This is a genomic window from Cystobacter fuscus, assembly GCF_002305875.1.
In the GTDB taxonomy this organism is placed as follows: Bacteria; Myxococcota; Myxococcia; order Myxococcales; family Myxococcaceae; genus Cystobacter; species Cystobacter fuscus_A.
Genome location: NZ_CP022098.1, coordinates 889,253 through 913,238, shown reverse-complemented (window position 1 = coordinate 913,238; position 23,986 = coordinate 889,253). Strand labels below are relative to the sequence as shown.

Sequence of the window (23,986 nt, the reverse complement as noted above, 5' to 3'; positions counted from 1 at the left end):
AGCCCCACAGCCCGCCATCACGACACACAACAACCCCACCCGAACACACCGCGCCCACGCTCGCCCACCCATCCTGACCCCTCCACGAACTGCCCGGAGAGGTAAGCATGGGGCGAGGAAAGTGCCGTCACGCGCGGCGCGTCATGGGGCAATGCCTGTCTCCTTCCCCGAAGGGCAGACAGGCGACCTGGGACGGGCCCACCGGGCTCAAACCCCGAGCGTGTCCGCCTCGCTCAGCGCCAGGTGCCGGCGCGCCACGGCCGCCAGCGCGTCGATGGAGATGGGCTTGCGCACGAACTCGGAGGCGCCCGCCTGCAGGGCCTTGGCCTCCAGGTCCGGGGCCTTGCCTCCGGTGAGCAGCACGATGGGCACCTGCCGCACCCGAGTGAACTCGCTGGCGCGCACCCGGCGCACCAACTCCACCCCATCCATCGAGCCCGGCAGGTTGAAGTCCGCGATCACCAGATCCACCGGCTGGGTGATCAACAACCGCAAGCCATGATCGGCCTTCTCCGCCTCGAGAAAGTCCAATTTGAGGCGCATCAGGTACACCTTGAGGATGTGCCGGATGGTGTTGCTGTCTTCCACGAGTAGCACGCGCTTCACGGGAACCCCCTCCGCCGGGACCAGACCATTGTCAGCCCTGTCCTGTTCTCTCTCGCTATTCGCATTACCCTGGAAGCCCTGGGTACGACGAGCATTGAACAGATTAGCGCGGCGGATGTGCACCATCCAATAGCCCGGGAGTCTCTGGACATCTCCGGGTGGGGGAGGTCGTGTATGTCCCCCTCCCCCACGGACGAGCAGGCTCAGCTCGCGCGGAAGCGGGCGTCGAAGCGGCTGGAGCCCGGCTCACGCCGCACGCCCGCGGGCGCGTTGGCCGCCAGGTGCTCCAGTACCTTGAACACCGTCTCCACCTCGTCCGCGGCCCCCACCGCGCGCGCCAGCTCCTCGGCGGTCTGGGCCTTGGCGGGCTCCGCGCGCAGCCGCGCCAGCACCTTGCGCTGCAACTCCAACACCACACCCGCGGCCTTCTTGCCGGCCTCCACGCCGGGCTGGTGGTAGGCGTTGATGTTCACCAACGTCGCGTAGAGCCCCACCGCGCGCTCGTACAGGGCGACGAGGGCGCCCAGCGTCCGCGCGCTCACGTCCTGCACGGTGATCGTCATCGACTCGCGGCCCTTCTCGAAGAGCGCCCGCCGCGTGCCGAGCAGGAAGCCGAGCAGGTAGTCGCCGCTGGTGATGTCCGACTCCACCTGCATGGACTCGCCCTCGCGGTCCTTGAGCACCTCCACGAAGGTGGCGAAGAAGTTGTTCACCCCCTCGCGCAACTGCTGCACGTAGGCGTGCTGGTCCGTGGAGCCCTTGTTGCCGTAGACGGCGATGCCCTGGTTGACCACCGCGCCCGACACGTCCAGCTCCTTGCCCAACGACTCCATCACCAGCTGCTGGAGGTACTTGGACAGGAGCAGGAGCCGGTCCTTGTACGGCAGGATGACCATGTCCTTCTGGCCCCGGCCCCCACCCGCGTGGAACCACATGAGCGCCAGGAGCGCGGCGGGGTTGCGCACCCCGTCACGCACGCGCGTGGCCACGTCCATGTCCCGCGCGCCCGCGAGCATTCCGTCCGTGTCCAGCCCCTGCAGCCGCGCGGGCAGCAGGCCCACCGCCGACAGCACCGAGGTGCGCCCGCCCACCCAGTCCCACATGGGGAAGGTGCGCAGCCACTTGCCCTGTTTGGCGACACGATCCAGCTCGCTGCCCTCGCCCGTCACCGCCACCGCGTGCGCGCCGAAGTCCAGGCCCTGACGCTTCCAGGCGCGCTCGGCCTCCACCATGCCGTTGCGCGTCTCCTTGGTGCCGCCCGACTTGCTGATGACCACGGCGAGCGTCTCGCGCAGGGAATCGCCCAGCTGCGCGAACACGCGGTCCATGCCGTCCGGGTCCGTGTTGTCGAGGAAGAACACCTGCATCTTGTCCGCGGTCGAGCCGAGCGCGTCCGCCACGAGCTGCGGTCCGAGCGCCGAGCCGCCAATGCCCACCAGCAGCACGCGGGTGAAGCGCGTGGCGCCCGGAGGCTTCACCCGGCCCGCGTGCACGTCCCCGGCGAAGGCGTTGATCGCCGCCACCGTGTCCTGGATGTCCTTGGTCAGCGCGGGCTCGGGCGCGAGTTCGGGAGCGCGCAGCCAGTAGTGGCCCACGCGGCGCTTCTCGTCCGGGTTGGCGATGGCGCCCTTCTCCAGGGCCTCCATCGCGTCGAATGCCTTGTCCAACGGGCCGCGCATGCGCGCGAGGAAGTCATCGGTGAAGTTCATCCGAGACACGTCCAGCGTCAGCCCCACGGACTCCACCCCGCACAGGTGCTTCTGGTAGCGCTCCCACAATTGACGCTCGGTCATCGCAGCTCCTTCGACGGCTGGCCCGGAAGGACCCCGGGTGCGGCCCGTTCCTACCGCCCCGTCGGCGCCCAGAAAACCGTTTTGATCACCGCCGCGATCAGCGTCCGACATCCCGGGCGCGCCCCCCCCGTCCCGGCCTTGCTCCTCCCACCGGCTCCCCCCCATGCTCCACCCTTCATGAACCCCACCTGGATGCTGGAGACCCCCGCGCCGCCCGCCGATCAGCGGATTTCCTACGGCGGCATCACCCACCAGTTCGGCGACCTGCGACTGCCCCCAGGCAAGGGCCCCCACCCCGTGGTGGTGGTGGTGCACGGCGGCTTCTGGCGCGCGCGCTATGACCTGGAGCACGTGGGACACCTGTGCGCGGACCTCACCCGGCGGGGGCTGGCCACCTGGAGCCTCGAGTACCGGCGCGTGGGCCATCCGGACGGTGGCTGGAAGGGTACCTTCGAGGACGTGGCGCTCGGCACCGACTTCCTGCGCACCCTCGCCACACGCCACCCCCTGGATCTCCAGCGCGTGGTCATCATCGGACACTCCGCCGGAGGCCACCTGGCGCTCTGGCTCGCGGCTCGGGGACGGCTCCAGGCCGGACAGCCCCTGCACACGGACAAGCCGCTCAAGCCCCGGGGCGCCGTCTCGCTCGCGGGCGTGGTGGACCTGGAGCGTGCCTTCACCCTGCGCCTGGGCGACGGCATCGTCGAGTCCTTCCTCGGGGGCACCCCCACCCAGGTACCCGAGCGCTACCGGCTCGGCTCTCCCTCGGCGCTGCTGCCCCTGGGCGTCCAGCAGGTGCTCGTCCACGGCACCGAGGACGACACCGTGCCGGTGAGCCTCAGCGAGGGCTACCAGCAGCGGGCCGCCTCGCTCGGGGAGAAGGTGCGGCTGGTGCGCCTGCCCGGGGCGGGACACTTCGAGGTCATCAACCCCAAGGCCCGCGAGTGGCCCCAGATCGTCGAGGCCATCCAGTCCCTGCTGTGAAAAGCGAGGCTCAGCCGCGCGCGTAGCGCTCGAGCACGCTCACGAAGCGGTGGACGTCCAGGAAGCTGTTGTAGAGGGGCACGGGCGCGGCGCGGATGATGTCCGGGTAGCGGAAGTCGCAGTGGATGCCCTCCGCGCGCAGCGTCTCCAGCATGCGCTGGGGATCCTTCGTGAAGCGCAGCGACAGGTGGGCGCCGCGCTGTCCCGGATCCCTGGACGTGAGGCTGCGCACGAAGCCCTCCGGGAGCCGGTCGATGAGGAACTCCAGGTAGCCCGTGAGCTTCTCGCTCTTGGCGCGCAGGGCCGGCATCGTCGCGCGATCGAAGAGCTCCAGCGAGGCGCGCAGGGCCGCCATCTGGATGATGGGCGGATTGGACAGCACCCAGCCCTCGGCGCCCGGCGCGGGCTCGAAGTCCGGCTTCATCTGGAAGCGCGTGCCCCTGTCGTTACCCCACCAGCCCGGCAGCCGGTGCAGGGACGCATCGCGCAGGTGGCGCTCGTGGATGAAGACACCGCCCAGCGCGCCCGGGCCCCCATTGAGGTACTTGTACGAGCACCACACGGCGAAGTCCGGCCCGTCCTCGTGCAGGGACAGCCGCAGGTTGCCCGCGGCGTGCGCCAGATCGAACCCCACCCGGCAGCCCTGCCGGTGCGCCGCGCGGGTGATGGCCGCCATGTCGAAGGCCTGGCCGGTGAGGTAGTTCACGTTGCCCAGCAGCACCAGGGCGATCTCCTTCCCGTGCCGCTCCAGCGTGTCGAGGATGTCCTCGTGGCGCAGCGTCTCCTCCCCCGGGCGGGGCGCGAGCGGAATCACCGTCCGCTCCGGCGCGTACCCGTGGTGGCGCACCTGCGCGGCCACCGCGTACTGGTCCGAGGGAAAGGCGCTCGCCTCCATGAGGATCTTCGAGCGCTCGGGAGTGGGCCGGTAGAAGGACACCATCATCAGGTGCAGGTTCACCGTGAGGGTGTTCATCACCACCACTTCCTCGGGCCGCGCGCCCACCACCCGCGCCATCTGCTCGCCCAGGCCGACGTGGAACTCCATCCACGGCGGCGAGCCCTTGAAGTGGCCGTCCACGCCCAGCCGCGCCCAGTCCTCCATGGCCGCCAGCACGTACTCCCTCGCCTTGCGCGGCTGAAGGCCCAGGGAGTTGCCCAGCAGGTACAGCTCGTGCCCGTCACCATGGACGGGAAAGAGGAACTCCTCGCGGAAGGAGCGCAACGGATCCTCCGCGTCCATGCGCCGGGCGAACGCCTCGCCGGGCTCGAACTCACCACTCATCGGCCTGTCTCCTCGCGTCCATCCGGGGACTTGCCGCCCCCCGGAGTCACCTGCTCGACCTTGCCAGAGTTGCTGACCTTCAGCGACAGGGGCGTGCCCTTCTTCCAGGAGAGGAACTCGGCCTCGGTCTTCGGCTCGAGGACGTGGGTCTTGGTGGCGCCATCCGTGTACTCGACCTGGACGCGGTACTTCGCCTCCCGCTCCAGCCTGTCCAGGGAGCCGGCCTGGAGTTCGGGCCAGCGCGGGGCATCCTCGTGGCCGGACAGCTTGCGCTCATCCACCTGCTTCCATTGGTAGGTGTCATAGGCGCACTTCTGGGCGAAGACGGGCTCGGTGCGGTACTGCGTCTCGTCATGGCAGTCGCGGTATGTCTCGTCGCAGTACTTCGTCACGTCGTGACACGTCTCCTGCGCGTAGCCATTGCCGAGCTTCTTCGTCGTGCACTTCTCCTCGGTCCCGCACGCCACCGAGCGCGTCTTGTTCGAGCACACCTCCCGGGTGCCGATGGCCACCTGGCGGGTGCCGCGCTGCCGGCTGACGCAGTCGCGGATGTTCTCCACCCCCGCCACCTCGCCCTGCCCATTCACGGGCATCCGGGCGGCGGCCGCGCGCAGCTCGTCCCGCCACCCCTCGAGCTTCACCCGCTGGAAGCTCTGGCGCCGCACGGTGTGGGTCCACTCGGTGGACATCACGCGCCCCGGATAGTCATGGGTGATGGAGCCCCAGATCGCCAGCCCCACGCAGCTACCGAAGCAGACGAACACGCCCACGCCCGCGTAGAGCAGCCACCGGGGAAGGGACCGCTTGCGCGCGGCGGGAGGTGGCGCGGCGGCTCGCAGCTCCTCCTCCGACAGGGCGCGCGAGCCACTGGAGCGCTCGGCGCGGCAGTGATGGCACACCGCCGTGTCCCCCCGGTTGGAGGACTGGCAGTAGTCGCAGAACCAATCCGTGCCCGCGCCGGCGGCGGACAGGGCCTTCTCGTCCCGCGTGCCCTCGCGCTTGAGCCTGCCCGAGGCCGCGTCCACCTCTCCGAAATCGAACTCGGATTCCCGGCCGGACTCCTCACGCGGGTTGTTGCACGTGGGGCACTTGCGAAACCGCGCGGGGATGTCGCGGGTGTCGCACGAGGTGCAGTTCCAGGTTCCCTCGATGATGCGGGTGCGCTTCGCCATGCGCCCATCCTACCCGTTCAGGAGGAGAGCTCGCGGTCCGCCTCGCTGGAATGCAGGGGCAGGCGGACCTGGAAGGTGCTGCCCTCGCCCTCGATGCCCGAGGACTCCGCCCAGATGCGTCCGCCGTGCTGCACGACGATGCCCTGCGAAATCGTCAGCCCCAGCCCCAGCCCGCCATAGCGCGCGCCATGGGCCTGACCGAAGCGCTCGAAGATGAACGCCAGCTTCTCCGCGGGAATGCCGACGCCCTCGTCGCTCACCCCCAGCGCCAGCTCCCCCCCTTCCACCCACGCGCGCAACCGCACCGTGCCGCCTTGCGGCGAGTAACGCACGGCGTTGGACACGAGGTTGGTCACCACCTGCTCGATGCGTCCCGGGTCGCCCCACATGGGCAACCACTCGGGGACGTCGAGGAGCAACGAGTGCTCGGAGGTGAGCATCTGCAGGCGCTCGCACGCGGTGCGCAGGAGCGGCACCAGGTCGAACTCCTCCTCCTCCAACGACAGACGGCCGGTGAGCAGCCGGCTCACGTCGAGCAGATCCGACACGAGCTTCGTCATCCGGTCCACCTGCCGGTTGAGCCCCGCGAGCGCCCGGCGCGGCCCCTCGCTCATCTCCTCGCCATATTTACGCTCGGCGAGCTGCACCTGCATCTTCGCCGCCGCCAGGGGAGTGCGCAGCTCGTGCGAGGCCGCCGCCAGGAAGGCATCCTTCGCCGCGTTCGCCCGCGCCAGGGCCTCTCCCGCGCGCTTCGGGTCGTCGATGTCCGTGGCGGTGATGATCCACCCGGTGATGAGCCCCTGGCCATTGCGCTCCGGCACGGCCCGGCCCAGGAACCAGCGGAAGCCACCGTCCTCCTGGCGGCGCATCCGGAACTGCACCTCGAAGGACTCACCGGTGAGCACCGAGTGGCACCAGGCCGCGTGCGCGCCCTCGCGGTCCTCGGAGTGCACGGCCTCCGAGCGCCATAAGTCCTCCACCTCGCTGGCGGACAGACCGGACAACTCGCACCACGCGCGGTTGCCCTGGCGCAGCCGGCCCTCGGCGTCCGCGAAGAACACGCACAGGGGCATGGCATCGGCCAGCAGGCGGTAGCGGTATGCGCTCTCGCGCTCCAGGGTCTCGCGCTCGCGCTGGCGCAGCAGCGCTTCCTGGCGCTTGAGCTGCTGCTCCTTGAGGAACAGCTCCACGAAGACGGCCACCTTCGAGCGGAGGATCTCCGGCGCGAAGGGCTTGAGGACGTAGTCCACCGCGCCCTGGGCGTAGCCCCGGAACACGTGCGAGGCGTCGCGGCTGCGCGCGGTGAGGAAGACGATGGGGATGAAGCGCGAGCGCTCGCGCTCCTTGATGAGCCGGGCCGTCTCGAATCCATCCATGCCGGGCATCTGCACGTCCAGCAGGATGAGGGCGAAGTCCTCGCGCAACAGGCGCAGGAGGGCCTCTTCTCCGGATTGCACCTTCACCACCTCGCCCAGGTCTCCCAGCGTCGCCTCGAGGGCGAGCAGGTTGGGCGAGTGATCATCAACGGCCAGGATGCGGGCCCGGGAAAGGCTCGCGCGCCCCTCCCGAGAGCCGGTCATACGGCCGTCTCCCGTCCAAGTCGTCGCTTCCATCATCAGTTCCCCCCGCGAGGTGACACCCAACGGCAAAGCAGCTCCAGCAGCCGATCGACATCGACCGGTTTCGAAAGATAGTCAGAGGCTCCCGCTTCGAGGCACTTCTCGCGGTCGTCCTTGAGGGCGCGGGCCGTGATGGCGATGACCGGCAGCGACGCCCACCTTGGGTCGGCGCGGATGGCGCGCATCGCCTGGTAGCCATCCATCTCCGGCATCATCACGTCCAGCAGGACCACATCCAGTCCCGGGTTCTTCTCCAGCAGCTCCATGGCGGCACGCCCATCCTGGGCGAACGTCACCCGCATGCCGTGGTTCTCCAGGACGCTGGTGAGGGCGAAGATGTTGCGGGCGTCGTCGTCCACCAGCAGCACCTCCCGGTCCGCGAGCAGGCGGCGCCGGGTTTCACGTGCATCGGCGATGGCTCGAGACTGTTCACCCACGCGGCGCATGAACCGCCCCATCTCGGCGAGCATTCCCTCCGGAGAGCGGGCAAAGGATTCGAGCAGCACGGACTCCGCCGAGCGCCGCAAGCGCCGCTCATCGTCCGGCGGAAGCTGCGCGCCACTGTAGAGCAGCACGGGGGGCAGGCGGCCAGGCCGGCGCACCAGCTCCACGAGCAGCTTCAGCCCCCGTCCGCCCGGAGAGGACAGGTCCAGCGCCACCACGTTCACCGCGCCCCGGTCCAGCGCCTCCACGACGGCGGACGGCTCCAGCACCGTCATGTCCAGGGACTCCCCGCTCGCGGAGAGCTGCCGTACACACTCGCTCAACTCGGAGCGGGGATCCACGAGCCCCAGCTTCCGGGGCCCTCCGTCCGCCGGGAGCACCAGGTGGCTGAAGGCGCCCCGGAGCGCCTCGGGCGAGAAGGGCCGGTCGAGGTAGACGAAGCAGCCGACGCACGAGCCGCCGCGCAGCCGATCCACGCTCACCACCTGCACGGGAATGCTCCGGGTGCGCGGGTCGCGCTTGAGCCGGTCCAGCACGCTCCACCCATCGAGGATGGGCAGATCCAGTTGCAGCACGATCGCCGAGGGCTTGAGCCGCTGGGCCAGCGACAGCGCCACGTCACCGCGGGGGGCCACCAACGCCTTGAGGCCCTCCTGGTGCGCGATGTCCACCAGGCCCCTGGCGAAGTCCCCATCCGCCACCGCCACCAGCATCACCCGATCCTCCGGGCCCACTTCGTTGCGGTCGTCCACCCAGGTGACGGACGACGCCGGGAGGTCGTGCACCTCGCCCCGGGGCAGCAGCTCGCGGAGCATGGGCAGGTAGCCCACGTCCGCCTCGGCCGGCGCCTCCGCGCCCCGCTCGAGGCCGTTGTAGCTGCGCGGCAGGTAGAGGGTGAAGGTGCTGCCCTCGCCCCGGGCGCTCTTCACCCGGATCTCCCCGCCGAGCAGCCGCGCCAGCTCGCGGCTGATGGACAGGCCCAGGCCCGTGCCCCCGTACTTGCGGCTCGTGGTGCCATCGGCCTGCTGGAAGGCCTCGAAGATGAGCTTCTGCTTGTCCTCGGGGATGCCAATGCCCGTGTCGATGACGGAGAAGGCCAGCACCTGCTCGGCGTCCACCAGCTCGGGCGCGGAGAAGCGGTCCTCCGCGTCCGCCCCGCGGATGCGCAGCGTCACCTGGCCCGTGCTGGTGAACTTGAAGGCGTTGGACAGCAGGTTCTTGAGGATCTGCTGCAAACGCTTGGGGTCCGTGAAGACGGTGGCCGCCACGTCCGGGTACACCTCGGTGATGAAGCCCAGGTCCTTCTGCTCGGCCACGGGCCCGAAGGTGCGGCGCGCGAAGTCCACCAGCTCCACCACCGCGGCGTCCCGCGGCTCCACCTGCATCTTGCCCGCCTCCACCTTGGACAGATCGAGGATTTCATTGATGAGCGAGAGCAGGTCTCCCCCCGAGGAGTAGATGGTCTCGGCGTACTCCACCTGCTTGGCGTTGAGCAGACCCTCGGTGTTGTCCGCGAGCAGCTTGGCGAGCACGAGCATGCTGTTGAGCGGCGTGCGCAGCTCGTGGCTCATGTTGGCGAGGAACTCGCTCTTGTACTTGGAGATGAGCGAGAGCTGCTCGGCCTTCTCCTCGAGCGAGGAGCGCGCCTGCTCCACCTCGCGGTTCTTCTCCTCCACCTTGATGTTCTGCTGCACGAGCAGCTTGGCCTTCTCCTCCAGCTCGAGCGCCTGCGCCTCCAGTGCCGAGTTGGAGCGCTTGAGCTCCTGCTGCTGCTGGGTGAGCTCGCGCGACTGGCTCTGCAGCTCGTTGGCGAGGCTCTGCGATTGGCGCAGCAGCTCCTCGGTGCGCATGTTGGCGATGATCATGTTGAGCACCACGCCGATGCTCTCGGTGAGCTGGTCCAGGAAGATCTGATGGATGGTGCTGAAGGGGTGGAAGGAGGCCAGCTCGATGACGGCCTTCACCGCGCCCTCGAAGAGCACGGGCAGGACGATGATGTTGAGCGGCGAGGCCTCGCCCAGGCCCGAGGTGATGCGGATGTAGTCGGCGGGCACGTGCGTGAGCAGGAGCGTCTTCTTCTCCAGGGCGCACTGGCCCACGAGGCTCTCGCCGAGCCGGAAGCGGTTGGCCACCGTCTTGCGCTCGCGGTAGGCGTAGCTGGAGGTGAGCTTGGCCACGGGCACGCCGTCCTCGGTGTCCATGAGGAAGAAGGCGCCGTGGTGGGCGGAGACCAGGGGCGTGAGCTCGGACATGATGAGCTGGGAGACGGCCTCCAGGTTCTTCTGGCCCTGCATCATGCCGGAGAACTTGGCGAGGTTCGTCTTGAGCCAGTCCTGCTCGGTGTTCTTCTGGGTCGTCTCCTTGAGGTTGACGATCATCTGGTTGATGTTGTCCTTCAGGGCGGCCACCTCGCCCTGGGCATCCACCGAGATGGAGCGCGTGAGGTCGCCCTTGGTCACGGCGGTGGCCACCTCGGAGATGGCGCGCACCTGGGTCGTCAGGTTGCCGGCGAGCTGGTTCACGTTGTCGGTGAGCTGCCGCCACGCCCCGCGCGCCCCGGGCACCTTGGCCTGTCCGCCGAGCTTGCCCTCGATGCCCACCTCGCGCGCCACGCTGGACACCTGCTGGGCGAAGATGCCGAGCGTGTCCGTCATGCTGTTGATGGTGTCCGCGAGCGCCGCCACCTCGCCCTTGGCGTCCACCACCAGCTTCTGGGTGAGGTCTCCGTTGGCCACGGCCGTCACCACGCGCACGATGCCGCGCACCTGGGTGGTGAGGTTGCGCGCCATGAGGTTCACGTTGTCCGTGAGATCCTTCCACGTGCCCGCGACCCCGGGCACCCGCGCCTGTCCACCCAGCTTGCCCTCGGTGCCCACCTCGCGCGCCACGCGTGTCACCTCCGAGGCGAACGCGTTGAGCTGATCCACCATCGTGTTGATGGTGTCCTTGAGCTCGAGGATCTCCCCCTTGGCGTCGACGGTGATCTTCTTGCTCAGGTCGCCCATGGCCACGGCGGTGGTCACCTTGGCGATGTTGCGCACCTGGTTGGTCAGGTTGGACGCCATCGAGTTCACGCTGTCCGTCAGGTCCTCCCACACGCCGGACACGCCCTGCACCTCGGCCTGGCCCCCGAGCTTGCCCTCGGTGCCCACTTCCTTCGCGACACGCGTCACCTCGGCGGCGAAGGAGCGCAGCTGGTCCACCATCGTGTTGATGGTGTCCTTGAGCTCGAGGATCTCCCCCTTCACGTCCACGGTGATCTTCCGCGAGAGATCTCCATTGGCCACCGCCGTGGTCACCAGCGCGATGTTGCGCACCTGGCTGGTGAGGTTGCTGGCCATGAAGTTCACGTTGTCCGTGAGGCCCTTCCACGTGCCGGACACGCCGGGCACGTCGGCCTGGCCGCCCAGCTTGCCCTCGGTGCCCACCTCGCGCGCCACGCGCGTCACCTCGCCGGCGAAGGAGCGCAGCTGCTCCACCATGGTGTTGATGGTGTTCTTGAGCTCGAGCACCTCGCCGCGCGCGTCCACGGTGATCTTCTTGGACAGGTCGCCCCGGGCGACGGCGGTGCTCACCTCGGCGATGTTGCGCACCTGGGCGGTGAGGTTGTTGGCCAGCAGGTTCACGTTGTCCGTGAGGTCCTTCCACGTGCCCGCGACCCCCGGGACGTCGGCCTGGGCGCCCAGCTTGCCCTCCACGCCCACCGTCTTGGCGACGCTCGTCACCTGGTCGGCGAAGATGCCCAGCGTCTTCGTCATGCTGTTGAGCGTGTCGGCGAGCGCCGCCACCTCGCCCTTGGCGTCCACCACGAGGCGCTGGGACAGGTCGCCATTGGCCACCGCCGTCACCACCTTCACGATACCGCGCACCTGGGTGGTGAGGTTGGTGGCCATCAGGTTCACGTTGTCCGTGAGGTCCTTCCACACGCCGGACACGCCGGGCACGTCGGCCTGTCCGCCCAGCTTGCCCTCGGTGCCCACTTCCTTGGCGACGCGCGTCACCTCGCCGGCGAAGGAGCGCAGCTGGTCCACCATGGTGTTGACGGTGTTCTTGAGCTCGAGCACCTCGCCGCGCGCGTCCACGGTGATCTTCCGCGAGAGGTCACCCCGCGCCACCGACGTGGTCACCTCGGCGATGTTGCGCACCTGGGCGGTGAGGTTGTTGGCGAGCTGGTTCACGCTGTCGGTGAGGTCCTTCCACGTGCCCGCGACTCCGGGCACGCGGGCCTGTCCGCCCAGCTTGCCCTCGGTGCCCACCTCGCGCGCCACGCGCGTCACCTCGGCGGCGAAGGAGCTGAGCTGATCCACCATGGCGTTCACCGTGGTGCCGATGCGCAGGAACTCGCCCTTCACGGGCTGGCCCGGCAGGTCCAGCGCCATCTTCTGCGTGAGATCTCCCCGGGCCACCGCGTCGAGCACCCTCGCCACCTCGGTGGTGGGCTGCACGAGGTCCGCGATGAGCGAGTTGATGGAGCCGAGGCTCGAGGCCCAGCCACCACTCACGTGGCCGAGCGAGGCGCGCTCGGCCATCTGGCCCTCGCGGCCCACCACGCGCTCCACGCGGACGAGCTCGTCCTGCATGCGCTGGTTCATGGCCACCAGGGCATTGAAGGCGTGGGCGAGTTCCTCCATCGAGCGGGGCTGGGCCTCGGGGGTGAGGCGCACGGAGAAGTCCCCGGCGGTGACGGCACGCAGGGAATCGAGCAGGTCGTCCAGGGCCCGGGCGGAGGCGCTCCGACGGGGACGGGCCCGGGCCTGGCGCGCGGCGGGACTGGCCTTGCGCACCTTCTTCTTTCCGGTCTGTGGGCGAGCGGAGGAACGGGTCCGAGGATTCAACGGCGGCTCCTGTCAGAGGTGGGGCTTGTTCCCAACCCCGTGGAGCCGTGGGTTCGTTCCTGCGCCGTGAGTGCCGGGTGCTCTGCGGACGGACGGCCAGGCGCTCGTCCTACTCCCCGTCGGCCACGAATTTGCGCCGGAGTTCCGGGGGAGGGAGCGCGCATTGTTCGTACTTGCCGACGAGCTGGTAGCGGTTGCGCGCTACCAGCTCATAGAAGAAGTCGCCCACGCGCGCGGGGAGCACGCCCATGAGCACGGACAGCCCCTTCCACACGCCACCGAGTTGACGCAACACGAACCGCACGGCGGCATATTTCCAGAGGAGCCGTTCGTTCGAGGAGCCCCGGTCGGCCAGGAGGTACACGCCATCCAGGGCGGCCGCGTCCTTGCCATGGCGGGCGAGGAGTTCCCGGGCGAGCGCTCCCTGGAGCTGGGCGAAGAGGAAGACGTCCTGGCGGTCGCGCGCGTGGATGAAGTGGACCGTGTGGTTGCACAGCACGCAGACGCCGTCGAAGAACAGCAGGTGCTTCGAGGTGCTCACTCACGCCTCCCGGGGAAACCGGCTCGCCTGGGGCTTGTATGTACACCAGGGCATGCCGCCGCCATGAGAGATGTCACCCGGCGGCGCGGTGCCGCTCGGCGACGCGGTAGAGCTGGGTGAGGGAGAAGTCCAGCAGCGACTGGCAGGTGCGCATGTAGCGCCAGGCCCGGACGAACGGGAGCCAGACCCGGTCTCCCACGCGCACCTGCGCCTCCTCGAGCTTCTGGCGCGGTATCCACTGTCCCCCCAGGTGGCGCACCAGCACCTCGCCCAGGTACGCGCCTATGGCGGGCACCGCGAGCGTGTCGATGTTCTGCCGCTCGAAGACTCGTGGGAATTCCTGATGCCAGAACTGGTAGTCCACGTCCGAGAGCGACTCGGGCGTCGTGTCGAAGACGGAAGGCACCTTCGTGTGCAGCAGCGCCACCAGGTGCTCGGCGAGGTAGCGGTAATGCGCACGGGCTCGCTCCACCTCCTCCACGTCTGGCGGCAAGGCGGAGTCGGCGGGACGCCACTCGTCCGGCTCGGGCGGACGCCAGGCGTTGAACTCGGCGATTTTGCGCGAGCGCACGTGACTGGAGATGCGCTCCACCACGCGCGAGAGGAACGGCTCCACGTCCGGAGGGAAGCGGGGCTCCACGGGAGCGAGCAGGGCGCTGCGCTCGCGCAGGCCGCGCAGCACGGTGTCGAAGTCCAGGTCCGGCCGGAGGTGGACATGGGCACGGGCCTGGGCGAGGCGGGCCTCGTCGCTGGCGAAGTCCGCTGGCGTGGGCCGCGTCACGAGGAAGATGGAGCCATTGGGCAACTCCTCCACCCGCCAGGCCGGCGTGGACAGCATGCGCTCGCGACCCACGGACTCCACCAACTTCGGGCCGAAGACGTTGAGCCAGGATACCTCGTAGATCTTGTCGAATCCGTCTCGAATGGACGTCTGCATCTCTCGACCAAAGAGAGGAGCGCCCGCGACTTCTCCGTCATCAGAACTATGGGCTAGAGCATGGGACACCAGATAACGAGAGGCCCAGGCACGCACCATCTTCATGAATGACTGGCAGCGCTCATCCTCAGTGAAGAGGGAGAGAGGCTTCACCTTGATCGTGCAAGACAGTTCGGGAATCCGCGGCGGAAACCGGAGCCGGAGCGTCATGTCCAGCGCGGGCCATTTCGTACGATAGAAGCCAATTGTCGCGAAGTCTCCGTCACGCTCCTCCTCCAATGCCTTCCAGATGGCGGCGCGGTTGCATTTGCGTTGCCGCTTGCCTTCAACGACGTCCGGCATCCACTCGCCTGCATACTCCTCGAGCGATTGGAGAAAAGGCTCCAGTTCGCTCTCCAACGAGACCCATGAGCCAAAAGCTCCTTTGAAATTGAGCCGAAGGTAGTCCTCCTCCTTCACATCGTAAAACTTCAGTCTCTTCATTGGAACGACACCTCCACTCCCGGAACCTTCCCCTGGATCTCGATCAATGCCTCATTCAAGTCGTCAATACTCATGGGAATGAGGTCACCGCCCTCATAGATGAGGCGGACCCTTTGAACCGGCACCTTGCTACCCCCGCGCAGAAGGGACTGGAGGGAGTGCCGACGGATATCCAATGTCTCACCGTAATAGCGCAGGGCTTCTCTCGCATCCGCCTTCATTTGCGCTTCCATGGTCTTACCTTCCCACCTCTTCATGTCGCGGCTCTTGAAGCTGAGTGTCTCCACGCGAGGGGGCCGTCCAGCACTGGGACCCTCCTCGATGACGAGTACATCCGCGAAGCGCAGGCCGCTGCTCTGCTTCCACACGCCCACCCATCTCTCGATGCGCGGCCGCTCGAAGTCCCCGAGGAATCGGCGCTCGGCCCGGGGCAAGGCCGCGTCGGCGCGCAGCTTGTCCACCATGAGGCTCTCGAAGGCCAGCCCCTGGGCGAACCCCCTCCGCATCCGCTCATAGCCCTCCCAACGCAAAGGCCCTTCGACGGCCTTGCCCTGCTTGAGTTCCCCGAGGCGCTTCTCGCGGTACGCGACGTACTCGCTCCAGAGCGGGTTGCCTTTCGCTCCAGGGGGCGGAGCCTCCAGTGAAGGCCGCTGCCGCTCCAACACCGCTACGTCCCTGGACAGGCGCGGGCCCGCGGTGTCGAGTTCCACCAACGCCAGCCGGGCCTCCACCACCTCCCGGGTGAGACCCTCCGCCTCGTCCACCAACGAAGCCATGCTCCCGGTGCGCTCGGCGGCCAGGGCTCGCGTCGGAGAAGGGCGTCCCGTGCCGTCCACTGCCGAGGCCACGTGCCCGGAGCCGCTCCCCGTTCCTCCGCCCGAGCGCGGAGGTTTCGCCTGGGACAGCCACACCTGCGCCCGCGCCACATCCCCCCGCGCCTCACGCAACGCCAGCGCCGCGTCCGCTCCTCCCATCGCCACGAAGTGCGCCGCTTCCCTCCGCGCCCGAATGTCCCTCAGCAACTCCCGCGCTCCCTCCACCCCCAGCCGCTCCTCCCACTGCCGCCCCAGCTCTCTCAGCAGCGAAAGACGCGCCTCCAGGCTTCCCAGCCCTCGCGCGCCTCGGGCCTCCGCCAGGGCGCGCACGCCCCGCCCTCCCGCGTACAGGCCCACCACCAGCGCCGCCGGTGCCAGCTCGCGTGTAGCCTGCTCGTACTCGCCCCGCGTCAGCGAGGACAGGCCCTCGCCCGTGCCCACCACCAGGTAGAAGAATCCCAGCGGCACTCCAAACGTCGCCGCATCGAAACTCCCCACCGCCACGCTTCCCGGGGCGAAGTGCCTCCATGCCAGCTCCCTCTCCACCTCGTGCAGCGCTTCCTGGTAGGGCGCCGGCAACTGCCCCCGCCGCTCGGCCATCTCCATGTAGCGCACGCCATCGCTCGCCATGCTCGTGGCCAGCGCATCCCTCGCGGCTCGGCCCAGCCCCCGCAGCACGTCACCCGCCTTCTCGCCCCGCTCCTCATAGGCCGACAGCGGCATGCCTCGCCCCGCCAACTCCTCCCGCACCGCGGGCATGTGCCCCAGCGTCCTCCCCAACTGCTTGTCTCGGGCCAACCCCCGCAACACCCCATCCACTTCGTCATCGTGCGCCGTGTGCAGCACGTAGAGGGTGAATACCTCGGCGTGCTCGAGGCCATACCTCTCGGCGGCGGCGAGCAGGAAGGAGACGCGTTTGGCGTTGAGGACTCCCACGGTGTCCGCGCGCACGGGCCCCAGGGCCGCCAGCCGCATGGCGCTCCAGTCATCCAACGCCTCCACCAGCCGGGGCATGTCCACCCGCTGCTGCAACGCCACGTAGTCTCCGGGCGTGGGACACTTCAGCAACGGAGCCAACAGCGCCTCCGCATCACCGGCGGCCACGTCGGGCCAGCCCGCAGGCATGGGCACGCCGCCACATGCGAGCGCCTCCCCCGCTCCTCCCCTCTGGAGGGAGAGTCCCCCCGAGCCTCCCATTCCCCACCCACTCCTCAGTCCGCCGGACGGCTCCCCCGTGACGCACCCCACGAGCAGCACCACCGCCAGGGCCCACCACACCGGCGCCATGCACGGCCTCATGACGTGAATCCCTCCGAGGGCGAGCGAATGGGGGCGTCTCCACATGAGAAGAAGCATCATGCGAGATGTCACCCGGCGGCGCGGTGCTTCTCGGCGACGTGGTAGAGCTGGGTGAGGGAGAAGTCCAGCAGCGACTGGCAGGTGCGCATGTAGCGCCAGGCCCGGACGAACGGGAGCCAGACCCGGTCTCCCACGCGCACCTGCGCCTCCTCGAGCTTCTGGCGCGGTATCCACTGTCCCCCCAGGTGGCGCACCAGCACCTCGCCCAGGTACGCGCCTATGGCGGGCACCGCGAGCGTGTCGAGCTTCTCCCGCTCGAAGACTCGTGGGAATTCCTGATGCCAGAACTCGTAGTCCACGTCCGAGAGGGACTCGGGCGTCGTGTCGAAGACGGAGGGTACCTTCGTGTGCAGCAGCGCCACCAGGTGCTCGGCGAGGTAGCGGTAATGCGCACGCGCTCGCTCCACCTCCTCCACGTCTGGCGGCAAGGCGGAGTCGGCGGGACGCCACTCGTCCGGCTCGGGCGGACGCCAGGCGTTGAACTCGGCGATTTTGCGCGAGCGCACGTGACTGGAGATGCGCTCCACCACGCGCGAGAGGAACGGCTCCACGTCCGGAGGGAAGCGGGGCTCCACGGGGGCGAGCAGGGCGCTGCGCTCGCGCAGGCCGCGCAGCACGGTGTCGAAGTCCAGGTCCGGCCGGAGGTGGACATGGGCACGGGCCTGGGCGAGGCGGGCCTCGTCGCTGGCGAAGTCCGCTGGCGTGGGCCGCGTCACGAGGAAGATGGAGCCATTGGGCAACTCCTCCACCCGCCAGGCCGGCGTGGACAGCATGCGCTCGCGGCCCACGGACTCCACCAACTTCGGGCCGAAGACGTTGAGCCAGGACACCTCGTAGATCTTGTCGAACCCGTCTCGGATGGATGTCTGCATATCCCGGCCAAAGCGAGGAGCGCCCGCGACTTCTCCGTCATCAGAACTACGGGCCACTGCATAGGACACCGGGTAACGAGAGGCCCAGGCGCGAACCATCTCCACGAACGGCCGACAGTGTTCCTCCACAGAGAAGAAGGAGAGCGGTTTCACCTTGATGATGATGTGCAGCTCTGGAATCCGTGGCGGAAGCCAGAGCCATAGGTCCATGTCCAACACGGGCCATTTCGTACGGTAGAACCCAACGGCGGTGCTATCCCCGTCGCGTGCCTCATCCAATCCCTTCCAGATGGCGGCGCGGTTGTATTTGCGCCGTCGCTTGCCTTGAACGACGTCCGGCATCCATCCGCCTGCGTATTTCTCGAGCCCTTGGAGAAAAGGCTCCAGTTCGCTCTCCAATGAGGATCGCGAGCCAAAGGTGCCTTCGAACTTGAGTCGAAGGTAGTCCTCCTCTTTCACACCGTAAAACTCCAGTATCTTCATTGAAAAGACACCTCCACCCCCAGAACCTTTCCCCGTCTCAAGGCATCATCCAAGTCTTCAATCTTCATAGGGTTGAACTCACCGCCCTCGTAGATGAGGCGAACCCTTCGGACTGTAACCTTGCTGCCCTCGCGCAGAAGGGACCGGAGGGAAGGCCGACGGATGTCCAACGTCTCACCGTAATAACCCAGGGCCGCCTTTGCGTCCGCCACTATCTGCGCTCGCAGGGCACCTGCTTTCAATCCCTTCATGCTGCGGCTCTTGAAGCTGAACGTCTCGACGCGAGGCGACCGTCCAGCACTCGGACCCTCTTCGATGACGAGCACATCCGCGAAGCGCAGGCCGCTCTCGTGCTTCCACACGCCCACCCATCTCTCGATGCGCGGCCGCTCGAAGTCCCCGAGGAATCGGCGCTCGGCTCGGGGCAGGGCCGCGTCCGCACGCAGCCTGTCCACCATGAGGCTCTCGAAGGCCAGCCCCTGGGCGAACCCCCTCCGCATCCGCTCATAGCCCTCCCAACGCAGAGGCCCTTCGACGGCCTTGCCCTGCTTGAGTTCCCCGAGGCGCTTCTCTCGGTAGGTGACGTACTCGCTCCAGAGCGGGTTGCCTTCCGCTCCGGGCGGCGGAGCCTCCAGTGAAGGCCGCTGCCGCTCCAACACCGCTACGTCCCTGGACAGGCGCGGGCCCTCGGCGTCGAGTTCCACCAACGCCAGCCGAGCCTCCACCACCTCCCGGGTGAGGCCCTCCGCCTCGTCCACCAGCGAGGCCATGCTCCCGGTGCGCTCGACGGCCAGGGCCCGCGTCGGAGAGGGGCGTCCCGTGCCGTCCACTGCCGAGGCCACGTGCCCGGAGCCGCTCCCCGTTCCGCCGCCAGCGCGCGGAGGTTTCGCCTGGGACAGCCACACCTGTGCCCGCGCCACATCCCCCCTCGCCTCTCGCAACGCCAGCGCCGCGTCCGCTCCTCCCATCGCCACGAAGTGCGCCGCTTCCCTCCGCGCCCGGATGTCCCTCAGCAACTCCCGCGCCCCCTCCACCCCCAGCCGCTCCTCCCACTGCCTCCCCAGCTCTCTCAGCAGCGAAAGACGTGCCTCCAGACGCCCCAACCCCCGGGCCTCCCCCAAGGCGCGCACGCCCCGCCCTCCCGCGTACAACCCCACCACCAGCGCCGCCGGCGCCAGCTCGCGTGTGGCCTGCTCGTACTCGCCTCGCGTCAGCGAGGACAGTCCCTCGCCCGTGCCCACCACCAGGTAGAAGAATCCCAGCGGCACTCCAAACGTCGCCGCGTCGAAACTCCCCACCGCCACGCTTCCCGGGGCGAAGTGCCTCCATGCCAGTTCCCTCTCCACCTCATTCAGCGCGTCCTGGTAGGGCGCCGGCAACTGCCCCCGCCGCTCGGCCATCTCCATGTAGCGCACGCCATCGCTCGCCATGCTCGTGGCCAGCACATCCCTCGCGGCTCGGCCCAGCCCCCGCAGCACGTCACCCGCCTTCTCGCCCCGCTCCTCATAGGCCGACAGCGGCATGCCTCGCCCCGCCAACTCCTCCCGCACCGCGGGCATGTGCCCCAGCGTCCTCCCCAATTGCTTGTCTCGGGCCAACCCCCGCAACACCCCGTCCACTTCGTCATCGTGCGCCGTGTGCAGCACGTAGAGGGTGAATACCTCGGCGTGCTCGAGGCCATACCTCTCGGCGGCGGCGAGCAGGAAGGAGACGCGTTTGGCGTTGAGGACTCCCACGGCGTCCGCGCGCACGGGGCCCAGGGCCGCCAGCCGCATGGCACTCCAGTCATCCAACGCCTCCACCAGCCGGGGCATGTCCACCCGCTGCTGCAACGCCACGTAGTCTCCGGGCGTGGGACACTTCAGCAACGGAGCCAACAGCGCCTCCGCATCGCCGGCGGCCACGTCGGGCCAGCCCGCGGGCATGGGCACGCCTCCACACGCGAGCACCTCCCCCGCTCCTCCCCTCTGCAGGGAGAATCCGCCCGAGCCTCCCATCCCCGCGGACATCCCCCACCCACTCCTCAGTCCGCCGGACGGCTCCCCCGTGGCGCACCCCACCAGCAACACCACCGCCAGGGCCCACCACACCGGCGCCATGCACGGCCTCGTGACGGAAAGCCCGCCGGGAGCGAGCGAATGGGTGCGTCTCCACATGAGAAGAAGCATTACGCGAGATGTCACCCGGCGGCGCGGTGCCGCTCGGCGACGCGGTAGAGCTGGGTGAGGGAGAAGTCCAGCAGCGACTGGCAGGTGCGCATGTAGCGCCAGGCTCGGACGAACGGGAGCCAGACCCGGTCTCCCACGCGCACCTGCGCCTCCTCGAGCTTCTGGCGCGGTATCCACTGTCCCCCCAGGTGGCGCACCAGCACCTCGCCCAGGTACGCGCCTATGGCGGGCACCGCGAGCGTGTCGAGCTTCTCCCGCTCGAAGACTCGTGGGAATTCCTGATGCCAGAACTCGTAGTCCACGTCCGAGAGGGACTCGGGCGTCGTGTCGAAGACGGAGGGTACCTTCGTGTGCAGCAGCGCCACCAGGTGCTCGGCGAGGTAGCGATAATGCGCGCGCGCTCGCTCCACATCCTCCACGTCTGGCGGCAGGGCGGAGTCGGCGGGACGCCACTCGTCCGGCTCGGGCGGACGCCAGGCGTTGAACTCGGCGATTTTGCGCGAGCGCACGTGACTGGAGATGCGCTCCACCACGCGCGAGAGGAACGGTTCCACGTCCGGAGGGAAGCGGGGCTCCACGGGAGCGAGCAGGGCGCTGCGCTCGCGCAGGCCGCGCAGCACGGTGTCGAAGTCCAGGTCCGGCCGGAGGTGGACATGGGCACGGGCCTGGGCGAGGCGGGCCTCGTCGCTGGCGAAGTCCGCTGGCGTGGGCCGCGTCACGAGGAAGATGGAGCCATTGGGCAACTCCTCCACCCACCAGGCGGGCGTGGACAGCATGCGCTCGCGACCCACGGACTCCACCAGCTTCGGACCGAAGACGTTGAGCCAGGACACCTCGTAGATTTTGTCGAATCCATCTCGAATAGACGTCTGCATATCCCGGCCAAAGAGAGGAGCGCCCGCGACTTCTCCGTCATCAGAACTATGGGCTAGAGCATGGGACACCGGGTAACGAGAGGCCCAGACACGCACCATCTCCACGAATGGCCGACAGCGTTCCTCCTCATTGAAGAGGGAAAGCGGTTTTACATCGATCGTGCAGAACAATTCGGGGCTCTGCGGCGGCAAACGGAGCCGGAGCGTCATGTCCAGCGCGGGCCATTTCGTACGATAGAGGCCAATTGTTACGAAGTCCCCGTCACGTGCCTCCTCTAATGCCTTCCAGATGGCGGCGCGGTTGTATTTACGTCGCCGCTTGCCTTCAACGACGTCTGGCATCCACTCGCCTGCGTACTCCTCGAGCGCTTGGAGAAAAGGCTCCAGTTCGCTCCCCGGCGAAGCCCATGAGCCCAAAGCACCTTTGAAATCAAGTCGGAGGTAGTCCTCCTCCTTCACGTCGTGAAACTTCAGTCTCTTCATTGGAACGACACCTCGACCCCGGGAATCTGCTCCTGGGCCTCGCTCATGGCTCTATACAATTTGGCTGTATTCGTGGGATCGAGATGACTGCGCTCGTAGATGAGGCGGACCCTTTGAACCGGCACCTTGCTACCCCCGCGCAGAAGGGATTGGAGGGAGGGCCGACGGATGTCCAACGTCTCACCGTAATAACCCAGGGCCTCCTTCGCGTCCGCCACTATCTGCGCTCGCAGGGAGCTTCCACTCAATCCCTTCATGTCGCGGCTCTTGAAGCTGAACGTCTCGACGCGAGGCGACCGTCCAGCACTCGGACCCTCTTCGATGACGAGCACATCCGCGAAGCGCAGGCCGCTCTCGTGCTTCCACACGCCCACCCATCTCTCGATGCGCGGCCGCTCGAAGTCCCCGAGGAATCGGCGCTCGGCTCGGGGCAGGGCCGCGTCCGCACGCAGCCTGTCCACCATGAGGCTCTCGAAGGCCAGCCCCTGGGCGAACCCCCTCCGCATCCGCTCATAGCCCTCCCAACGCAGAGGCCCTTCGACGGCCTTGCCCTGCTTGAGTTCCCCGAGGCGCTTCTCTCGGTAGGTGACGTACTCGCTCCAGAGCGGGTTGCCTTCCGCTCCGGGCGGCGGAGCCTCCAGTGAAGGCCGCTGCCGCTCCAACACCGCTACGTCCCTGGACAGGCGCGGGCCCTCGGCGTCGAGTTCCACCAACGCCAGCCGAGCCTCCACCACCTCCCGGGTGAGGCCCTCCGCCTCGTCCACCAGCGAGGCCATGCTCCCGGTGCGCTCGACGGCCAGGGCCCGCGTCGGAGAGGGGCGTCCCGTGCCGTCCACTGCCGAGGCCACGTGCCCGGAGCCGCTCCCCGTTCCGCCGCCAGCGCGCGGAGGTTTCGCCTGGGACAGCCACACCTGTGCCCGCGCCACATCCCCCCTCGCCTCTCGCAACGCCAGCGCCGCGTCCGCTCCTCCCATCGCCACGAAGTGCGCCGCTTCCCTCCGCGCCCGGATGTCCCTCAGCAACTCCCGCGCCCCCTCCACCCCCAGCCGCTCCTCCCACTGCCTCCCCAGCTCTCTCAGCAGCGAAAGACGTGCCTCCAGACGCCCCAACCCCCGGGCCTCCCCCAAGGCGCGCACGCCCCGCCCTCCCGCGTACAACCCCACCACCAGCGCCGCCGGCGCCAGCTCGCGTGTGGCCTGCTCGTACTCGCCTCGCGTCAGCGAGGACAGTCCCTCGCCCGTCCCCACCACCAGGTAGAAGAATCCCAGCGGCACTCCAAACGTCGCCGCGTCGAAACTCCCCACCGCCACGCTTCCCGGGGCGAAGTGCCTCCATGCCAGTTCCCTCTCCACCTCATTCAGCGCGTCCTGGTAGGGCGCCGGCAACTGCCCCCGCCGCTCGGCCATCTCCATGTAGCGCACGCCATCGCTCGCCATGCTCGTGGCCAGCGCATCCCTCGCGGCTCGGCCCAGCCCCCGCAGCACGTCACCCGCCTTCTCGCCCCGCTCCTCATAGGCCGACAGCGGCATGCCTCGCCCCGCCAACTCCTCCCGCACCGCGGGCATGTGCCCCAGCGTCCTCCCCAATTGCTTGTCTCGGGCCAACCCCCGCAACACCCCGTCCACTTCGTCATCGTGCGCCGTGTGCAGCACGTAGAGGGTGAATACCTCGGCGTGCTCGAGGCCATACCTCTCGGCGGCGGCGAGCAGGAAGGAGACGCGTTTGGCGTTGAGGACTCCCACGGCGTCCGCGCGCACGGGGCCCAGGGCCGCCAGCCGCATGGCACTCCAGTCATCCAACGCCTCCACCAGCCGGGGCATGTCCACCCGCTGCTGCAACGCCACGTAGTCTCCGGGCGTGGGACACTTCAGCAACGGAGCCAACAGCGCCTCCGCATCGCCGGCGGCCACGTCGGGCCAGCCCGCGGGCATGGGCACGCCTCCACACGCGAGCACCTCCCCCGCTCCTCCCCTCTGCAGGGAGAGTCCCCCCGAACCGCCCATCCCCCAGCCACTCCTCAGTCCGCCGGGCGGCGCCCCCGTGGCACACCCCACCAGCAACACCACCGCCAGGGCCCACCACACCGGCGCCATGCACGGCCTCGTGACGGAAAGCCCGCCGGTAGAGAGTGAATGGATGAGTCTCCGCATGAACACCCCCCATTGGGGAGCATCACCCGAGACGAATCAACCACACCCTCTCGCGGCCCTCCGGCTTGCGCTCCGGGTGGGGCTC

14 protein-coding genes are annotated in these 23,986 nt (G+C 68.5%); 1 reads left to right on the top strand and 13 read right to left on the bottom strand.

Annotated elements, in window-relative coordinates; genetic code table 11:
• Nucleotides 1-207 precede the first annotated feature (207 nt).
• Together CYFUS_RS03860 and CYFUS_RS03855 are read right to left on the bottom strand one after the other, a co-directional pair.
• Nucleotides 208-606 (bottom strand): response regulator, encoded by a 399-nt coding sequence (locus tag CYFUS_RS03860; RefSeq protein WP_095984000.1) that lies wholly within the window; start codon nt 604-606, stop codon nt 208-210.
• Nucleotides 607-809: 203 nt separating this feature from the next.
• On the bottom strand, nt 810-2,399 hold the full coding sequence (locus CYFUS_RS03855) for a glucose-6-phosphate isomerase (RefSeq protein ID WP_095983999.1): 1,590 nt from the start codon (nt 2,397-2,399) through the stop codon (nt 810-812).
• 177 nt (nt 2,400-2,576) lie between these two features.
• Between CYFUS_RS03855 and CYFUS_RS03850 the strand changes: the two genes are divergently transcribed.
• Nucleotides 2,577-3,383 carry an alpha/beta hydrolase gene (locus CYFUS_RS03850; RefSeq protein ID WP_095991780.1) on the top strand — a complete coding sequence of 269 codons (807 nt, stop codon included), beginning with the start codon at nt 2,577-2,579 and terminating at the stop codon, nt 3,381-3,383.
• Nucleotides 3,384-3,393: 10 nt separating this feature from the next.
• Here CYFUS_RS03850 and kynU read toward each other — a convergent pair whose 3' ends face one another.
• The 11 genes from kynU to CYFUS_RS52315 form a co-directional block, all read right to left on the bottom strand.
• On the bottom strand, nt 3,394-4,665 hold the full coding sequence (kynU, locus tag CYFUS_RS03845) for a kynureninase (RefSeq protein WP_095983998.1): 1,272 nt from the start codon (nt 4,663-4,665) through the stop codon (nt 3,394-3,396).
• The gene (locus CYFUS_RS03840) at nt 4,662-5,837 is read right to left on the bottom strand and encodes a hypothetical protein (protein WP_095983997.1); all 1,176 of its coding nucleotides are present in this window, start codon (nt 5,835-5,837) and stop codon (nt 4,662-4,664) included. Before CYFUS_RS03840 ends, kynU begins: the two co-directional genes overlap by 4 nt.
• Nucleotides 5,838-5,854: 17 nt before the next feature.
• Nucleotides 5,855-7,417, bottom strand: a complete 1,563-nt coding sequence (locus CYFUS_RS03835; RefSeq protein ID WP_095983996.1) for a sensor histidine kinase — start codon at nt 7,415-7,417, stop codon at nt 5,855-5,857.
• A gap of 35 nt (nt 7,418-7,452) precedes the next feature.
• Entirely contained in the window at nt 7,453-12,735 is a 5,283-nt protein-coding gene (locus tag CYFUS_RS03830; RefSeq protein ID WP_095983995.1) for a HAMP domain-containing protein, read from the bottom strand.
• Between the two features lie 109 nt (nt 12,736-12,844).
• Nucleotides 12,845-13,276 (bottom strand): thiol-disulfide oxidoreductase DCC family protein, encoded by a 432-nt coding sequence (locus tag CYFUS_RS03825; protein ID WP_095983994.1) that lies wholly within the window; start codon nt 13,274-13,276, stop codon nt 12,845-12,847.
• A gap of 73 nt (nt 13,277-13,349) precedes the next feature.
• On the bottom strand, nt 13,350-14,696 hold the full coding sequence (locus CYFUS_RS03820; protein ID WP_095983993.1) for a hypothetical protein: 1,347 nt from the start codon (nt 14,694-14,696) through the stop codon (nt 13,350-13,352).
• A complete protein-coding gene (locus tag CYFUS_RS52325; RefSeq protein WP_232537347.1) occupies nt 14,693-16,798 on the bottom strand; it encodes a hypothetical protein in 2,106 nt (701 codons plus the stop codon). The genes CYFUS_RS03820 and CYFUS_RS52325 overlap by 4 nt, the downstream gene beginning before the upstream one ends.
• A gap of 80 nt (nt 16,799-16,878) precedes the next feature.
• The gene (locus tag CYFUS_RS03810) at nt 16,879-18,225 is read right to left on the bottom strand and encodes a hypothetical protein (RefSeq protein WP_095983992.1); all 1,347 of its coding nucleotides are present in this window, start codon (nt 18,223-18,225) and stop codon (nt 16,879-16,881) included.
• The gene (locus CYFUS_RS52320; protein ID WP_232537346.1) at nt 18,222-20,324 is read right to left on the bottom strand and encodes a hypothetical protein; all 2,103 of its coding nucleotides are present in this window, start codon (nt 20,322-20,324) and stop codon (nt 18,222-18,224) included. The genes CYFUS_RS03810 and CYFUS_RS52320 overlap by 4 nt, the downstream gene beginning before the upstream one ends.
• 80 nt (nt 20,325-20,404) lie before the next feature.
• Nucleotides 20,405-21,751, bottom strand: coding sequence for a hypothetical protein (locus CYFUS_RS03800; protein WP_095983991.1), 1,347 nt, complete (start codon nt 21,749-21,751; stop codon nt 20,405-20,407).
• A complete protein-coding gene (locus tag CYFUS_RS52315; RefSeq protein ID WP_232537345.1) occupies nt 21,748-23,844 on the bottom strand; it encodes a hypothetical protein in 2,097 nt (698 codons plus the stop codon). Before CYFUS_RS52315 ends, CYFUS_RS03800 begins: the two co-directional genes overlap by 4 nt.
• Nucleotides 23,845-23,986 lie beyond the last annotated feature (142 nt).

Bases quoted from the DNA above. Each gene is read 5' to 3' on its own strand.
- CYFUS_RS52325 (WP_232537347.1), bottom strand. From the start codon at position 16,798: ATGGCGCCGGTGTGGTGGGCCCTGGCGGTGGTGCTGCTCGTGGGGTGC.
- CYFUS_RS03855 (WP_095983999.1), bottom strand. From the start codon at position 2,399: ATGACCGAGCGTCAATTGTGGGAGCGCTACCAGAAGCACCTGTGCGGG.
- CYFUS_RS03810 (WP_095983992.1), bottom strand. From the start codon at position 18,225: ATGAAGATACTGGAGTTTTACGGTGTGAAAGAGGAGGACTACCTTCGA.
- CYFUS_RS03800 (WP_095983991.1), bottom strand. From the start codon at position 21,751: ATGAAGAGACTGAAGTTTCACGACGTGAAGGAGGAGGACTACCTCCGA.
- CYFUS_RS03850 (WP_095991780.1), top strand. From the start codon at position 2,577: ATGAACCCCACCTGGATGCTGGAGACCCCCGCGCCGCCCGCCGATCAG.
- CYFUS_RS03835 (WP_095983996.1), bottom strand. From the start codon at position 7,417: ATGACCGGCTCTCGGGAGGGGCGCGCGAGCCTTTCCCGGGCCCGCATC.
- kynU (WP_095983998.1), bottom strand. From the start codon at position 4,665: ATGAGTGGTGAGTTCGAGCCCGGCGAGGCGTTCGCCCGGCGCATGGAC.
- CYFUS_RS03840 (WP_095983997.1), bottom strand. From the start codon at position 5,837: ATGGCGAAGCGCACCCGCATCATCGAGGGAACCTGGAACTGCACCTCG.
- CYFUS_RS52320 (WP_232537346.1), bottom strand. From the start codon at position 20,324: ATGGCGCCGGTGTGGTGGGCCCTGGCGGTGGTGTTGCTGGTGGGGTGC.
- CYFUS_RS52315 (WP_232537345.1), bottom strand. From the start codon at position 23,844: ATGGCGCCGGTGTGGTGGGCCCTGGCGGTGGTGTTGCTGGTGGGGTGT.
- CYFUS_RS03820 (WP_095983993.1), bottom strand. From the start codon at position 14,696: ATGAAGAGACTGAAGTTTTACGATGTGAAGGAGGAGGACTACCTTCGG.